Here is a 16,036-nt window from a genome sequence, read left to right as displayed (position 1 = left end):
TTTGCGCCCCGGAGCGCCCGCGCGGGCCGATCGAGTCGCGCGCGCTCCGGAGGGAATCCATGCCGGACGTCACCTCGTCCGGGAGATTGGAGGACCCGACATGAGGTGGACACCCCGCACGCGGCGACCGGGTTCTCCCGCCGCCTCTGCAGCGCTGCGGCACCCGGGCCCGGTCCACTGGTTGTGGTACGCCGTCGGCGGCCGGCTTCCCGCGGCGTACCGGCAGTGGGTGCTCTACGACGTCACCTGCCGCACGTGGCCGCTGCGCCACCTGGTGCGGTTGCTCGTCCAGGTGGTGCCGGTCGCGGTCGTGCTGGTGGTGCTCATCCCGGGACCGCTGTGGGTGCGGCTGATGGCGGTGGTGGGCGGGTCGCTGGTCGGGCTGTCCTACTCGTTCGTGTTCCTCTACGAGGCCACCGAGAACCGCGCGTGGAAGGCCGGCTACGACCACGGCACCGCGGCGCGGGTCCGGGAGGAGCGCCACGCGGCCCGGGCACTCGCCGCGGCCCTGTCGGAGTTCGAACGCACCCAGCGCCGGAAGTCCCACGGATGAGCCCGGTCGGGGAGAATCCACCCGTGGAGAGCGGCATGACCGGCGGCGGGCACGGCAATGGCTGACGGCACGCGTCGGCTGGTGATCCTCCGGCACGCGAAGTCGGCGTGGCCGGACGGCGTACCCGACGCGGAGCGGCCGCTGAACGCACGGGGGCGCCGGGACGCGCCCGCGGTGGGCCGGTGGCTGCGGGACCGGGGGGAGCACGTCGAGGCCGTCGTGTGCTCGCCCGCCACGCGCACCCGCCAGACCTGGAACCTGGCCGCCGCCGTACTCAGCGGCCTGCCCGCCCCGGTCTTCGACGACCGCATCTACGACGCGACGGCCGACGCGCTGCTCACCGTCGTCTCGCAGCTTCCCGACGGCGCCGGGCAGGCGGTACTGGTGGGCCACAACCCCGGGGTGACCGAACTCGTCGCCCTGCTGACCGGCGAGTCGCCACAGATGCGGACGGCGGCGATCGCCGTGCTGGACCTCGCCGGGTCCTGGGAGAACGCGGCCCCGGGCGGCGCCACGCTGGTCGCCCACGCCACGCCACGCGGCTGACTGCTCCCGCCTGCCGCGTCTTGCGAGCGGGGGGTGCGGCGAGGAGCATGGGTCCACCCGGAGGGCATCGATGCCCGAGCGGAGCGTCGGACCTCCGGAGCAGGGTGGCAGTTCGATGACGACCGTTGCCGCGCGTCCGATCGCCTTCTCCGCCGCCGCCGAGGCCGTCCCCGGCGGGTCGGCGGGGGCCGGTGACCATGCCGACGATCGCCGGCATGGCGTGACACCCACGTCAGCGCACGATCGCGACCTCGCACCCGCTGACGACCGCAGCCGATGCCCGCGGAGCGCCAGCCCCGGCGGGTGGATCGAGAGGACGTGAGAGATGGCCGACCTGACGGGTACGGCGACCCGCGCCACCGGTGGCGCCCTGCGTGCCGGCCGGGACCTGCCTGACCGCGCGGTGAGCGGAGCCGCCCGCAAGGCGATGAGCGAGGCGGGCAACGTGATGCTCGGGGCCGTGGTCGACATGGCCATCGGGCGCGTCGACCGGGTCGCGGACCGGCTCGACGGGGTGGCGGAGAGCGGCGGCACCGGACTGCGGGAGGCCCTGACCGGCAGGCCCGCCCGCTCGCGGTCCGACCGGGCGGGTCCCGGGGTCCTCGCCAGGAGCGGGACGGCGGTGCGCGCGCGTACGGGCGCCGCGTTCAGCCTCGTCGTGGCGCAGGCCGTCGCGGTGTTGCGGTTCCTGCAGCGCCTGGCCCAGCAGGTGCTCGCGGCACTGCAGCGCCTCGCCCGCCGGCGCCGCACGGCACCGGCGGAGGTGCCACCGGCCCGCGCCGACGGTCCCGACAACGAGCGGCCCGGCGGCGGCGCCCGGGAGCCGGGGGAGCGCAGGCAACGCCCCGGCCACCGCCCCCAGCAGCGCGAGCGGCCGGCCCCCGCCGGGCCCGCGGTGCGCCGGACCCGCCCCGCTCCCACCCCGGCAGGCGGCGGTGGCCGCCCCCGACGCCCACGTCCGACCGGGCAGGGGAGCTGACGGAGCAGGAGAGCAGCCAGGAGGAGGAGCGCGATGACCAGTTCGCAGGAGCAGCTCACCGAGCTGACCCGCCGTACCCAGGAGAGCTTCCGGCACCTGTGGCAGCAATGGGCGGAGAAGAGCACCGAGCTGATGAAGGGGATGACGGGCCGGACCCACGGGGCGACGCCCGGCGGCGCCAACCCGGAAGAGGTCCTCGACGCGGTCTTCGACTTCGCCGAGCACCTCATCGCCCAGCAGCGCATCTTCGCCAAGCAGATGCTCGCCGCCACCACCACGGGTCAACAGGCCGCCACGCAGGCCACCGGTGTCCCGCCGGCCGCGCCGGCCGCGCCGTCCACGCCGCCGACGGCGGAGGGCGCGGGACCGACGGGTCCCGGCAACCGGAGCACGCCCGACGCCGGCTGATCCGCCGGTCTCCGGGACCCGCGTCCCGGCAGCGGCTCAGAGCAGGGGGATGACGCGCCTCGCGATGTCGTTCGCCGCCTGGGTGCCGTCAGGGGCGTTCTGCAGGTTGGTGAGCACGATGAGGGTGTTGCCGGCGACCGGGTCGTAGCCCATGAACGACTGGTAGCCGGGCAGCGCGCCGTCGTGGCCGATCATCGGCCCGAACCGGGCCAGCGCCAGTCCGTAGGAGGCGCTGTTCGGGTCGGTCGGGTCGGTGGGGGCCAGGCTGTCGAGCCGTTGCTTCTGCACCGCGGCGTCGAGCAGCCCACCGGTCACGAGCGGCTTGACGTAGGTCGCGAGGTCCTCCGCGGTGGAGATCGCGGCGCCTGCCGCCCAGGCCCACGACGGGTTGAGATCGGTGACGTCGTTGGGCTGCAGCGTCCGGTTGCGAGCGGCGGCCTGCTGGTCGGGCGGGAGCGCGGGGTCGGTCATCGTCGAGACGTTCGTGCCGAACAGGTAGCCCTGCGGGTGGGTGTCGGGAATGTCGTTGGACGTGATCGCGGGCAGCAGCGTGTTCCGCAGCCCGAGCGGGGTGAAGATCCGTTGCTGGAACACCGTCCCGAGCTGCTGCCCGGTGAGCTGCTCGACGATCAGACCGAGCAGCACCGTGTTGGTGTTCGAGTAGTGGAAGCCCTGTCCGGGTGGGAAGTAGGGCGGCCGGGACAGGCCGAGAGCGACGAGCTCCTCGGGGCGCCAGGCCTTGGTGGGGTCCTCGTCGAGGGTCTGGTTGACCGACTCGAGCTCGGTGTAGTTGAACAGCCCGCTGCGCATGTCGAGCATCTGTTCGATGGTGATGCCGGCGCCGCCCGGCACATCCGGCCGGAACTTCGACACCGGGTCCGACAGCGCGATACGGCCCTCCTGCACCAGCTGCAGCACCACGGTGCCGGTCATCGTCTTGGTGTTGGAGCCGACCCGGAAGTAGTCGCCGACCTGGACCGGGTCGTCGGCCCGGACCCGGCGGGTGCCGAACGCCTCCCGGTACTCCCCGGTCGGTGTGCGGACCAGGACGACCGCACCCGGGACGGACAGGTCCGCCATCGCCGCGGTGACGACGGGGCGCAGCCGCGTGGCGAGGTCGGAGGCCGGGGCGGTGGGGCTCGGGCCGCCGGCCGTGGTCGCCGTGTCGCCACTGCCGCCGCCGCAGGCCGACGCGACCAGCGCGAGTGCCACGGCCAGCCCGGCCACGGCGCTGCGGTGCGGGCGGGCCGGTGGGCGCGGTGGAATCGTCGAAGAAGCGTGTCCGACGATTGATCCTTCTCGCTGCTCCACGTCGCCATCATGCCGCAGAATCGGATTATCGGAATGTCACCGGCCTCGTCATCACCCTTTGTGACATGCGGTCGAACAGGTGAACATCATCCGGGCGGAAACCTGGTCGCCGGTGATCGAGAATTCCGCTCCGAATCAGCGTTGCTGCCTACAGCCGGCTCGTCGTGCCCTCGTCCGGCTCGCCCCCGAAGTACCGGTCGAGCACATCGCGGAAGACCTGCTCGGCCGGCGCCGCACGGGTGAACAACGTCATCGACGAGTGCAGTTTCTGCGCGTCGACCGGCCCGAACACCGCCACCGCGTCGGTGCCGTCGAGCGTCACGAGGGCCGAGGCGCATTCGACGAGGCGCGGCCCGAGCACCGGGTGGGCGAGGTAGGCCCGGGCCTCATCGAGGCCGGAGACGGCGAAGTGCCGGGAGGTCTCGCTGTAGCCGAGGCCGGTGATCTGCGGGAAGACGAACCACATCCAGTGGCCGCGCTTGCGGCCGGCCTGCAGTTCCCGCAGCGCCCGGTCGTAGGTGCCCCCGGCGTCCTGCGCGTCGACGAAGCGGCTGAGGTGGAACCGATCGCTCACCCGAGCAGGCTCGCCGGTGCCGCCGGTGGCGTCAACCCGCGCCGGAGGCGCCGTCGTCCCAGCCACTTGAGCGCGCGTCATATCCGTTGCCGCGCACCGATCGCAGAGCGTGAGCCAGGCCCTTTCGGGTGGAGCCATTGGTGCTGCTCCCCACCCCGTCGTCCGAATCGGCGAACGGATTTGTGGCGCGGCCGGGGGCCGACTCCTCCGGTAAGCGGGTTTTCGGTCGGCGGGCTGCCCGCAACTGCCCTGACGTGGTGTGATGACGCACGGAGGTGCCGAGCGCAGGGGGCCCGATGAACGGAAAACCGGAGCAAGCCGAGACCCGTCGGGCCGAGCGGGGACATCATTTCCGAGCACGAAGACCCTTCCTCTTGCCGGTCTGAGCCGGAACAGCGGGAAGTATTCGATTTCACCTCGAAGCGGCCGGTGCGGGCATGCCCGGCCGGGCCAGTTGTGACGTCCCGAGTCCGAGGGTGGCAGATCGATGGTGCGAGTTGGTTCGGATCGGCGTCCAGCAGCGGACAGGGGCTTCCACCCCCTGCTGCGGCGATATCTGGGGCGGTCGCGCCGCGGTGGCGGGGAGGCCCGGGCCACGCGCAGGAGCAGCGCTCCTGACGGCGGGCTCGCACTCTTCCGGCTGCTCTCCAGCGCGCGGCTGACACCCGCCCAGGCCGTGGCGCTGGGCACCGACGTGCTCGCCCGGCTGGAGGAGCAGCGTGGCGCCGGCCTCGGCCCGTCGCGGATCCGGCTCGGCCTGGACACGGTGCTCATCGGTGCGGACGGCGCGGGCTTCCTCGCCGACGACGGGCCCGGACGCGAGCCGGTTCCCGACGGGAGCCGGACCGACCTCGACGCCGCCGCGCGCCTGCTCGGTGACCTGGCGGCCGCATCGTCGCGCCCGGGCGCCGCATCGGGCGACCCGGCCACCGCCCCGCTCACGGCGCTCGGCCGGGCCGCCACGGAGGCGCGGGTGCCGGGGGCAGGCATCGGGGACGTCGTGTCGATCCTGCGGGAGGCCGATGCCCCGGGCGGCGCCGAGGCGCGGGCCGAGCTCGCCCGGCTGGTCGCCGCGGTGAGCGGTGGCGACTTCGCACCCCCACTCCCGCCCCGCGTCCCCCCGCTCCCGGCCACCCCGCGACCGTTGCGCCCGCAGGGCCGGCCCCGGTCGATCGCGCGGACGGTCGTGGCCCGCAGCTGGAAGTGGGTGCTCTCCCTCGTGGTGCTGGTCGCGGCGATCATGATCGAGATCAGCTTCCTGCGCGACGGCATCACCCGCAACATCGAGGCCGTACTCGAGGCCGGTCGGTCGGGATCGCCGGCGTCGACCAGCGCGGCGGCCCTGCCGCCCGTCGTGCCCCTGGAGCCACCTGCCGCGGGCCCGGTCACGGGAGTCGACCTCCGGGCGGTCAACAGGTGCGCACCGAACGCGGCGTGCGGGGTCCGGCTGCAGGTCGTGGTGGCGCCACGGGCCGAACCCCAGACCGTCACGTGGGCGTTCCAGGTCGTCGACCGGTGCACCGACGCGAGGTCGACCGTGCCCGGTGGCACCGTCACGGTGCCGGCCGACGGCGACCGGGCCGACGCGGTCGTCACCGTCACGCTGCCGAAGGGCGACGCCCTCGCCGTGCTCGCCGTGACACAGCAGCCGGCCATCGCGGCCAGCGCTCCCCTGCTCGTCCCGGCCGACGCCGACTGCGGGTCACCCGTGGCCGAACCGTCGCGCTGACCACCGATGAGGAGGCGATGTCGTGCTGATCGTGGAGCATGGTGACCACCCGGCGTCGGAGGAGCCCAACAGCCATCAGCCGGCGAAACGCAAGGACACCGGCGGCGTCACGATGGACGTGGTGGCCATCATCGCGGCGCTCGTGCTGGTGGCCATCGGGCTGGCCAACCTCGACGCCGTGGACGGTTTCGAGATGGCCGCGCGGCAGGCAGTCATCGCCGCGGGCGGGGTCGTCCTGCTGGCGGCCTTCTGGCGGTTCCGCTCGACACTGCTGACGGCGCTCGGCTGGGTCACCTACGTCGCCGCCGTGGTCCTCCTGGCGGCCGTGGAGGTCGCCGGCCAGACGTTCAACGGCGCGACGCGGTGGATCGGGATCGGCGGCTTCACGTTCCAGCCCTCCGAGCTGGCCAAGCTCGGGCTGCTGCTCGTGCTCGCCGCCGTGCTCGGGTCGCAACGGCCGGCGTGGCAGCGCTTCGTCCTCGCGATCGGGCTCGCGCTGGTGCCGATCGGCTTCACGGCGATGCAGCCGGATCTCAGCACCACCATGCTGCTGATCCTCCTCACCGTGGCGATGCTGATCATCGGGCGGATCCCCGCCCGGATCATCCTGCCCCTGTTCGCGGCCGCCCTCGTCGTGGCGCCGCTGGCCGTCGGCTTCCTCCACCCCTACCAGCTGGAGCGGCTCGGCAGCTTCCTCGTCGGCTCGCACGAGTCGCCGACCGGCGCGGGGTGGGCGGTGCGGCAGGCACACATCGCCGTCGGCTCGGGATCGCTCTTCGGCCGCTCGGGTGACCCCCTCGCCCCCCTGCTCGCCCAGTACCTGCCCGAGAAGGAGACCGACCTCGCCCTGGCCAGCGTCGTCGAGCAGTTCGGCCTGGTCACCGGCGGCGTGGTGCTCGTCGCGGCGATCGTGCTGGTGTGGCGGCTCGCACTCGCCAGCCGGGTGCCGCGCAGGCCGCACGGTGCGCTGGTCGCGGGCGGCCTCGCGGTACTGCTCGGGGTGGGGATCATCGTGTCCGTCGGAGGCAACCTGGGCCTCCTCCCGCTGGCCGGTGTGCCGTTCCCGCTGCTCAGCTACGGGGGCACGGCCCTGCTGGTGCACCTCGCCGCGCTCGGAGTCGCCCTCGGGATCCGGCGCGAAGGAGCCCGCCGCCGGCTGTGGACGGTGCCGGGCTGGCGCCGCCGCCGTCCACGGCTGATGCGGCTGATCGCGCTCGCGTCCACCGTGCTGCTGGTGTTGTTCGGGCTCTACGGGTGGAACCTGCAGACCGACCGCGGCGCCGAGCTGGCGGCGGCCGGGCACGACCAGATGACGCGGTGCATCCGGCTCCCCGCCGAGCGGGGGACCATCACCGACCGGCACGGTGCACCGCTCGCGGTGAGCTCGTCGGCCGCGGAGAACGCCATCGCCGAGGTCGTCGCCGTGCCGGCGCTGGTGCGCTCCCGCCCGGACGACGTGGCCCGCCTCGCCGTCCTCGTCGGACAGCCGGCCGACGCAGTGCGCGCCGCCCTCGACGCCGCGCCGGAGACCACTCTCTCCCTCCCGGTGGCAGAGGTCCCCCGGTCGGTGGGCGACGCGGTCACGGCGGCCGGGATCCCCGGCGTGCTCGTCATCCCGGAGGCGCGGCGCACCTATCCCACCGGCGCCCTCCTCGGCCCCGTCATCGGGTTCGCCGGCATCGCGACCCCGACCGACACCCAGCGGTGGCCGAACCTGCCGCCCGGCGAGATCGTCGGGCGGGCCGGCCTGGAGCAGCAGTACGACTCGGTGCTGCGGGGCGTGAACGGGCGGCAGTGCGTGTACGTGACGCCCACCGGCGTCCCCGTCGTGATGGGTGAGCGGGTGGACCCCGTGCCCGGAGCCGACCTGCGGCTCTCCCTCGACCTCGGGCTGCAGCAGCGGCTCACCACCGGCATCGAAGCCGCGCTCCGGGCCCAGCGCAGCCCGCAGGCGGTGGGGGCGGCGCTGGCCATGGACCCGCGCAACGGGCAGATCCTCGCGCTCGCCAGCGCCCCGTCCTACGACAACAACGTGTACGGCCCGCCGGTCGACGCGGGCGGCCTGCGGGCGCTCGCGAACGCCCCCGGCCATCCCATGCTGGAGCACTCGAGCCAGGCGGCGCTCCCGCCGGGCTCGACGTTCAAGCTGGTGGTGGCCGCGGCCGCGGTGGTCAACCCCGTGATCCCGCCCGAGCGGGTGATCCCGACCGGAGGCAGCTTCACCCTCGGGGACCACACCTTCGGCAACTGGAAGCCGATGGGCCCCATGAACCTGGTCGAGTCCATCGCCTGGTCGAACGACGTCTACTTCTACAAGCTCGCGCACGCACTCGGCCCGGGCCCGATCATCGAGGCGGCGCACGCCCTCGGCGTGGGCAAGCGGACCGGCATCGACCTGCCCGGCGAGTCACCGGGCTACATCGGCACGCCGGAGAGCGTGGCCGCCGACGGCGGCACCTGGTACGGAGGGTCGACGGTGATCCTCGGCATCGGACAGGGCTACCTGCAGGTCACCCCCCTGCAGAACGCCCTGTGGACCGCGGGCGTGGCCACCGGCCAGATGGTGACCCCGCGGCTGGGCATGGCCACCGGGACCAGCGGGGGCGTCTACGCGGCGCTGCCCGCCCCGGCGCCGACCCCGGTGCCGTTCGCCGACAAGCTCGGCCCGGTCCGGGACGGGATGCGGGCCGTGGTGACCGGCGGTACCGCCACCGGCCTCTCCGGCCTGCCCTTCGCAGTGGGGGCCAAGACCGGAACCGCGCAGGACGGGAGCCTGTCCGCCGACAGCTACGACAACTGGCTGTCTGCAGCGGCGCCGATGCCCGACCCGAGGGTGGTCATGACCGCGGTCGTCCAGGGTCCGGGCACCGGGGGCAACAGCGTGAAGGGCCTGATCGCCGAGGGACTGCGCTACTTCCACGACCACGAGGCCGAGGTGCTCGCCACCGACCCCGTGCAGGACCCCGCCGCCGGGGGGTGATCCCGCCCGAGCCGGCGGCGAGCACCCCGGCTGCAAGTCGTCGAGTGGGCGCCGCGGGCGTCAGTTCCAGCCGTAGGCCGCGGTCACGCTCGGGTTGCGCAGGCAACTCGCCGCCCCCTCGGCCACGCAGGTCAGCGGGTTCTCGGCCAGCTTCACGGGGAACCCGAAGGCCCGTTCGAGCCGCTCGGCGAACCCGCGGGTGAGCGAGGCCCCACCGATCAGGAGCATGCCGTCGGCCAGCACGTCCCGCGATGCCTCCGGTGGCAGGTCGTCCAGGCACGCCGCGAGCGTCTCGACGATCGACTCCGTGATGGGTTCGATGACCTTCACGATCTCCGCGAGCGGCACCGTCGCCAGCCGGGCGTGGCCCGACGCGGCGTCGCGCCCCGGCACGACCACGCTGGGCTCGGTCTCGTACCCGATCCGGATCTTGAGGTCCTCCGCGGTGTGCTCGCCCACGACGAGGTGGTGGTGCTCGCGCAGGTACCGGTAGACCGCCACGGTCATCTCGTCGCCCGCCACCCGGCAGGACCGGGACGTGAGCACCCCGCCGAAGCAGAACGCCGTGACCTCGGCCGTGCCGCCGCCGACGTCCACCACCAGGTGCACGCGCCGTTCCATGGGATCCACGCCGCAGCCGACGGCACCGGCGATCGGCTCGTCGACGGTGATGGCGCCCCTGATGCCGGCCTCGTCGGCAGCCTCGAGCAACGCGAGGCGTTCCAGCTCGGTGGCCCCGGAGGGCACGCCGATGGCCACCCGCGCATAGGGGCGCTGCCACGGATGCCGGGCGGCCCGCCGCACCACCGCGTGCAGGAACGTCCGCGCCGTGTCCAGGTCGGTGATGACGCCGTCCTGCAGCGGGCGCAGTGCGGAGAGCCCTGCGGGGACCCGCCCGAGCAGCTCGGAAGCCTCCTGCCCGATCGCGACCGGGCGCCCCCGGCGCTTGGCTCCGTTGCGCCGCAGGAGCACTGACGGCTCGTCGAACACGACGCCGTGCGACTCGTTGCACACCACGGTGTTCGCAGTTCCGAGATCAATCCCGAACTGAGCCACGGATCCTCCCCATGCGAGTGGACCCCCCGGCCTCTGAGTCTGTGTCCCGGCGGCCGTTTGGTCCAGCCACTGATCGGCTGCCTTACTCCGAGTAAGTGCGCCGACCGGGCCCCGGGCGACCGTCAGGCGAGCGCCGACCCCCCGGGTGCATGCGCCGGCCGGTCCGCCTCTCCGGACGGCGGGGACGCGGCTGCGGTGCGGGGCATGAACAGCAGCGCGACGAAGGAGACGACGCAACAGCCCACGATGTAGAGGGCGATCCCGGTGCTCGATCCGGTGTTCTGGAGGATGGCCGCCGCGATCAGCGGGGCCGGCCCGCCCGCGACGACGGATGCCAGCTGGTAGCCGATGCCGGCGCCGCTGTAGCGGATGTTGGCGCCGAAGCTCTCGGCGATCAGAGCGCCCTGCGGGCCGTACTGCATGTCGTGGAAGATCAACGACACCACGATCGCGAGCAGCACGAGACCGGCCACCCGCGTGTTCAGCAGGCCGAAGTACGGGAAGGCGAAGACGCCCGTGCACACGATCCCGATCCCGTACATCATCCGGCGGCCGATGAGGTCGGACAGGTAGCCGAACAATGGAACGCTGATGAACCCGATCGCTGCCGCGATGAGCGTGTCGGTGAGCAGGCCCGCGCGCGACAGCTGCAGCTGCTGGGTGCCGTAGGTGAGAACGAACGTCACGAAGAGGTAGAAGGGCGCCTGCTCCGACATCCGGACGAAGGCGGACGTCAGGATCTCCCGCCACTGGTGCCGGAACGCCTCCACGACGGGCACCCGCACCACCGAGCGGGTCTCCTTCACCCGGGTGAAGGCCGGGCTCTCCAGCACCTGCAGCCGGACGTAGAGCCCGATGGCCACGAGCACCAGGCTGACCAGGAACGGCACCCGCCAGCCCCACGTCAGGAACCCGGGGCCCGTGGTCGCCGACATCAGCTGCACCATCGCGGTGGAGAGCAGCAGCCCGATCGGGACGCCGAGCTGCGGCCAGCTCGCCATGAACCCGCGGCGCTTGTCGGATCCCCATTCCATGGCCAGCAGCACGGAGCCGCCCCATTCACCGCCGACCGCGATGCCCTGCAGCAGGCGCAGCACGGTGAGCAGGATCGGTGCGGCGATCCCGATGGTCGCCTCCGCAGGCAGCACCCCGATCAGCGCCGTGCACACCCCCATGATCATCAATGTGGTGACGAGGGTGGCCTTGCGGCCGATCCGGTCGCCGTAGTGCCCGAAGATCGCCGCTCCGATCGGCCGGGCGGCGAAACCGACGAACTGGGTGCCGAACGAGGCGAGCACCCCGATATAGGGACTCTGCCCCGGAAAGAAGACATGCGGGAACACCAGTGCTGCGGCAGTTCCGTACAGGAAGAAGTCGTACCACTCGATCGACGTGCCGACCGTACTGGCGACCACGGCCCGTCGGCGCTGTGACCTGAACAGCGTCGTTGGTGTGTCGGTGCTCATCGCAGACTCCTGTGTCCATCGAACCGTGCTGTGGACCGCCGGCGCCGGCCCGACCTCCGACCGAATCACCGCGAACAGAAATAGTCCGATCACTGGATGCCGGTGTCAAGAATGGCGGCCGAACTGTTTGGCTATTCCGGCAATTACGGCGTAACCGGTAATTCCCGCATTAGTGGCCCGCGGTACGGGCGACTCGCGGACGGAAACCGGGCGACTCGCGGGCAGGGAACGGGCGACTCGCGGGCGGAAACCGGGCGACTCGCGGGGCCCCCCGCGAGTCGCCCGTTCCTGCCGCGCGAGTCGCCCGTTCCTGCCGCGCGAGTCGCCCGTTCCTGCCGCGCGAGTCGCCCGTTCCTGCTGCGCGAGTCGCCCGGTTTCGTCCCGCGAGTCGCCCTGGCCCTCGGCCGGGCCTCAGGTCGGGGGAGCGTGGTCCCGGGAGACCGTGAGGATGGCGATGTCGTCGTGGACCTGCTCGCGGCCGACCATCTGGAGCATGATCGCCGCGCAGGCCGCCTCCGCCCGCTCGGGAACCATGGCGTGGCGGAGCCGGTCGAACCCGGCGTCGAGCGACGCGTTCCGGCGTTCGACGAGGCCGTCGGTGTAGAAGCAGATGCTGGTCCCCGGGGCCAGGGCGACCTCGGCGGTGTGCCGCGGTCGCGCGGTGGCGACGCCGAGCGGCAGGTCGTGGTAGAGGTCGAGGAGCTCGGCATCCCCGTCGGGCCGCGCCAGCACCGGCGGGGGATGGCCTGCGGTGGAGATCTTCAGGGTCCGGTGCTCGGGATCGATCATCGCGCAGAGAACGGTGGTCATCGTGGTCGGCTCGAAGTGCCGGACGTGCTCGTCGACCTTGGACAGCAGCTCGGCCGGATCCTCGAGATCCAGCGCGCAGGTCCGGACGACGGTGCGCAGCCGCCCCATCGTGACGGCCGCCGGAAGTCCGCGGCCCGCGACGTCGCCCATGACGATGCACAGGCGGCCGGACGGCAGCAGGAAGACGTCGTACCAGTCGCCGCCGACCTCACCGTCGCCCGGGACGTAGCGGGCGGCGAACTCCAGACCGGGCACCGTGGGCAGCTCGGCGGGCAGGAGGCTGCGCTGCAGCGCGCTCGCGGCGGTGCGCTCGGCATGCGAGATGCGTGCCCGGGTGGCCAGGGCGACGCGGTCGCCGACGAGCTGCAGCAGGCTGCGGTCGTCGTCGGTGAACTGACGTGGAGTCAGGGTCCCGACGTGAAGGACGCCCAGGACGTTGCCCCCGCTGAGCAGCGGCACTCCGAGCATCGAGCGGATACCCCGCTTCAGCAGGAGCGGGTTGTGCACGTTGGTGGGGTTGACGTCGTCGAGGACGACAGGTTGTTTCTCGGCCGCGATGCGACCGGCGAAGCCTTTCCCGAGTGGGATGCGCACCCCCTGCTGGACCTCTTCCTCGATGCCCTGCGCGGCCGTGGCGACGAGGTGGCTGCCGGAGGAGTCGAGCAGGAGTACGGCCGCGGTGTCGACGGCGAGAAGTGTGCGTACGCGCTGGAGGAGGACACCGAGGAGATCCTCGACGTCGAGATGCGCGAGATCGGCTGCGGTGACTGCCTCTATGCGGCGCAACCGCTCCTCCGACGCATCGGGCGCCGTATCTCCTGTCGACACCTGACGACCTTAGCGGTCGGTCCGGAAGCGGTGATCGCTGCTTCGAGAGGGCTGCGCTCTGTCAACGGCCAGTGGTCCGAAGGGACGAACGCCGGCGCGCATTTGCGAAAACGTGTGGAAACGAGACGACATCGCTGCAACAGCGGCCCTGTTGCGCTCTCCCTGGTCACCGGGTCGCCGCCGACTGCGCGCGCCCACTACCGGGAGGGCTCATGGGAGATCTGGGATGGATCCGGCGTCACCTCCGGCGGATCCTGCTGGCGGGACCGCCGCGCTGCTGCTCGCCCCGCTGCTCGCGTTCGTCATCGGCTGGCTGGTGTTCCCGGTGCCCGACGTGGACGAGGCGGTCAACAACCAGGTCGCCCTGATCTCCTACTCCGACGGCAGCGAGCTCACCCGGCTCGTGCCGGAGGCGGGCAACCGCACCAAGGTCCAGCTCGCGCAGATCCCGGTGCCGGTGCGCCACGCCGTGCTCGCGGCGGAGGACCGCTCGTTCTACTCGAACCCGGGCTTCGATCTCACCGGCATCCTGCGTGCGGTGTGGAACCAGCTCCGGGGTGGTGACGGCGGCGGTTCGACGATCACCCAGCAGTACGTGAAGAACGCGCTGGTGGGCAACGACATCTCGCTGTGGCGGAAGTACCGGGAGCTGATCGTCTCGGTGAAGCTCGTGCAGCAGCGGTCGAAGGACGACATCCTCACCGACTACCTCAACACGATCTACTTCGGTCGCGGCGCGTACGGCATCGAGGCCGCCGCGCAGGCCTACTTCGGCAAGCACGTCACCGATTTGGGGGCCGCGGAGGGGGCGCTGCTCGCCGGGGTGATCCAGGGGCCGTCGCGCTGGGACCCGGCCCTGGACCTGGAGAAGGCGACGCAGCGGTGGGAGTTCGTCATGGACGGGATGGCCTCGCAGGGCTGGCTCTCCGCGGCCGAGCGGAGCAGCAGCCGGTTCCCGGCCACGCAGCCGCGGCGGCTGCCGTCCAGCGGATCCTTCGGTGACGAGCGCGGGCACATCATCGACTCCGTGAAGTCCGAGCTCGAGTCGCTGGGCATCACGGATCGGGAGGTCGCCCAGGACGGTCTGCGGATCACCACGACGATCGACCGGGGTCAGCAGGGCGCCGCGGTGGCCGCGGTGCGGCGGGCGTTCGCGGGTCAGCCGGACGAGCTACGGGCCGCGGTGGTCACCGTCGACGCGGCGACCGGGGGGATCCGGGCCTACTACGGCGGGGACGACGGGGTCGGGCTGGACTACGCGCAGGTCCGCAAACAGGCCGGGTCGACGTTCAAGCCGTTCGCGGTGCTGGCGTCGCTGCTCCACGAGCCGCCTGCCCCGATCGGACAGGTCTACGACGGCACCGAACCGTCGGGCCGGCCCGGCGCCGATGGCGCCGACTGCCCGCGCTGTGACGTCACACGCGCGATGACGATCTCCAACAACGCCGTGTTCCTGAAGCTGGCCCTGCGGCTCGGACCCGAGCAGGTCGCCGCCGCGGCGCGCGCCGCCGGGATCACCTCACCGCTCGACCACCCCGACGAGCGGCTCGCGCTGGGGAACAAGGAGGTGACCCCGCTCGAGCTCGCGTCGGCCTACGCGACCCTCGCCGACGGCGGGGTCTGGCACGCGCCGCACGTCGTGGCCCGGGTGGTCGACGGCGACGGGAGGCTGCTCTACGACGCCGGGGCGGACGGCGCCTCGGCGGGCGACCGGCGGTTCGGCGAGCAGGTGGCGCGCAACGTCGCCGAGACGATGCTCGACGTGGCGGCGTACCGGGGGCTGGGTACCGGTACCCCCGTCGCGGCCGCGCCGGGCACCGTGCCGTCCCGCATCGCGGGCGAGACCAACGACGCGTGGTTCGGCGGGTTCACCCCCGCCATGGCCACGGCCGTGTGGATCGGGACGGACCGCAACTCGCCCCTGCGCACGTCGTCGGCCACCTCGATCACCGGCAGCACGCTGCCGGGCAGGGTGTGGCGCGACGTCATGGCGACGGCCCCGCAGCTGCCCTTCGGCCCCTTCCGGCCGATCGGTGAGCCCGCGCCGGATCTCCCCTCCGGCACTCCGACCCGGCGGCAGCCGACGGAAGGGCCCTGACCACCGGTTGCTCAGAAGCCGGTGAGGAGCAGCTTCTCGAGGTCGTCGGGGGCGGCGACCAGCGCCAGCCCGATCGCGGACGCGGGCAGCGTGAGCACGAGGACGACCACGAACCGGCGCCAGGTCGGCCGGCTGAGTGCGAGAACCGTGCCGACGGCCAGGAGAGCGAAGAGGTACAGCGTCACGACGGACCCGAACCTGTCGAGCTCGTTGAGAACGTCGCCGATCAGCAGGCCGAGCGCGGAGGCGGTTCCGACGACGGCCGACGGCCCGTGGCGCCCGATCCGGTGGAAGAGCAGGCCGAGCACGGGCCCGCCGAGCAGGGCCAGCACGCACCACAGCGCCATCTGGCCGGCGCGCAGCGAGGACGGCTGGCCGGTGCCCGCGTAGAACGCGACGACGGCCGCCACCAGGGCGAGCGCGCTCCGCACCGCGGCCCGTTCGGGCCGCTGCCCGGCACTGACCACCACGGCCAGCAGGATCCAGGGGCCGATCAGATGGGCCAGTGGCCGTAGCGTCTCGTCGTCACGTGCGAGTGCGCCGAGTACACCCGAGAGCAGTCCGGCGCAGCCGACACCGAGCAGCGGGCGGATCGTCGACGCAGGCGGCGCGAGGGCCGTTTCCATGAATGCATCCCTCGGTCGGGCGGACTGTTCCGAGGGGCAGTGTCGGAGCCGGAGTGTTGCCACAATGTCTGC

General features: G+C 72.7%; 13 protein-coding genes. 7 read left to right on the top strand and 6 right to left on the bottom strand.

The features are described 5' to 3' along the window. The first annotated feature begins 100 nt into the window (after positions 1 to 100). From ACQPZA_RS25810 to ACQPZA_RS25795, 4 genes are all read left to right on the top strand, one after another. Positions 101 to 553: a DUF5313 family protein gene (locus tag ACQPZA_RS25810; RefSeq protein ID WP_169399639.1), complete on the top strand. Its 453-nt coding sequence runs from the start codon at positions 101 to 103 to the stop codon at positions 551 to 553. 57 nt (positions 554 to 610) lie between these two features. Then, positions 611 to 1,099: a SixA phosphatase family protein gene (locus ACQPZA_RS25805; RefSeq protein ID WP_433274557.1), complete on the top strand. Its 489-nt coding sequence runs from the start codon at positions 611 to 613 to the stop codon at positions 1,097 to 1,099. 325 nt (positions 1,100 to 1,424) lie between these two features. Then, entirely contained in the window at positions 1,425 to 2,078 is a 654-nt protein-coding gene (locus ACQPZA_RS25800; RefSeq protein WP_433274555.1) for a hypothetical protein, read from the top strand. Positions 2,079 to 2,111: 33 nt separating this feature from the next. Beyond that, complete coding sequence (locus ACQPZA_RS25795; RefSeq protein ID WP_433274553.1) at positions 2,112 to 2,486, top strand: hypothetical protein; 375 nt, start codon at positions 2,112 to 2,114, stop codon at positions 2,484 to 2,486. Positions 2,487 to 2,522: 36 nt separating this feature from the next. On the opposite strand, the gene ACQPZA_RS25790 is transcribed toward ACQPZA_RS25795, so the two are convergent. Then, positions 2,523 to 3,713: a serine hydrolase domain-containing protein gene (locus ACQPZA_RS25790; protein WP_433274551.1), complete on the bottom strand. Its 1,191-nt coding sequence runs from the start codon at positions 3,711 to 3,713 to the stop codon at positions 2,523 to 2,525. A gap of 232 nt (positions 3,714 to 3,945) precedes the next feature. Then, positions 3,946 to 4,371, bottom strand: coding sequence for a DUF1810 domain-containing protein (locus ACQPZA_RS25785; protein WP_433274549.1), 426 nt, complete (start codon positions 4,369 to 4,371; stop codon positions 3,946 to 3,948). Between the two features lie 487 nt (positions 4,372 to 4,858). Here ACQPZA_RS25785 and ACQPZA_RS25780 point away from each other — a divergent pair, with 487 nt between their 5' ends. Together ACQPZA_RS25780 and ACQPZA_RS25775 are read left to right on the top strand one after the other, a co-directional pair. After that, positions 4,859 to 6,100, top strand: coding sequence for a hypothetical protein (locus ACQPZA_RS25780; RefSeq protein ID WP_433274547.1), 1,242 nt, complete (start codon positions 4,859 to 4,861; stop codon positions 6,098 to 6,100). Between the two features lie 22 nt (positions 6,101 to 6,122). Then, complete coding sequence (locus tag ACQPZA_RS25775) at positions 6,123 to 9,080, top strand: FtsW/RodA/SpoVE family cell cycle protein (RefSeq protein WP_433274545.1); 2,958 nt, start codon at positions 6,123 to 6,125, stop codon at positions 9,078 to 9,080. Between the two features lie 60 nt (positions 9,081 to 9,140). On the opposite strand, the gene ACQPZA_RS25770 is transcribed toward ACQPZA_RS25775, so the two are convergent. The 3 genes from ACQPZA_RS25770 to ACQPZA_RS25760 all read right to left on the bottom strand — a co-directional run bounded on the left by ACQPZA_RS25770 (position 9,141) and on the right by ACQPZA_RS25760 (position 13,240). Next, on the bottom strand, positions 9,141 to 10,136 hold the full coding sequence (locus tag ACQPZA_RS25770; protein ID WP_433274543.1) for a rod shape-determining protein: 996 nt from the start codon (positions 10,134 to 10,136) through the stop codon (positions 9,141 to 9,143). Positions 10,137 to 10,258: 122 nt separating this feature from the next. After that, positions 10,259 to 11,602 (bottom strand): MFS transporter, encoded by a 1,344-nt coding sequence (locus tag ACQPZA_RS25765; RefSeq protein WP_433274541.1) that lies wholly within the window; start codon positions 11,600 to 11,602, stop codon positions 10,259 to 10,261. Between the two features lie 411 nt (positions 11,603 to 12,013). Further along, positions 12,014 to 13,240, bottom strand: a complete 1,227-nt coding sequence (locus tag ACQPZA_RS25760; RefSeq protein WP_433274539.1) for a PP2C family protein-serine/threonine phosphatase — start codon at positions 13,238 to 13,240, stop codon at positions 12,014 to 12,016. A 226-nt stretch (positions 13,241 to 13,466) separates the two neighbouring features. Here ACQPZA_RS25760 and ACQPZA_RS25755 point away from each other — a divergent pair, with 226 nt between their 5' ends. Beyond that, entirely contained in the window at positions 13,467 to 15,338 is a 1,872-nt protein-coding gene (locus ACQPZA_RS25755) for a transglycosylase domain-containing protein (protein ID WP_433274537.1), read from the top strand. 11 nt (positions 15,339 to 15,349) lie between these two features. On the opposite strand, the gene ACQPZA_RS25750 is transcribed toward ACQPZA_RS25755, so the two are convergent. Then, positions 15,350 to 15,964, bottom strand: a complete 615-nt coding sequence (locus ACQPZA_RS25750) for a DUF6518 family protein (RefSeq protein ID WP_433274535.1) — start codon at positions 15,962 to 15,964, stop codon at positions 15,350 to 15,352. Between the last annotated feature and the right edge of the window lie 72 nt (positions 15,965 to 16,036).

Origin of the sequence: Pseudonocardia xinjiangensis (assembly GCF_050948425.1) — a bacterium.
Lineage (GTDB): Bacteria > Actinomycetota > Actinomycetes > Mycobacteriales > Pseudonocardiaceae > Pseudonocardia > Pseudonocardia xinjiangensis.
This window is presented reverse-complemented; position numbering and strand designations above follow the sequence as displayed.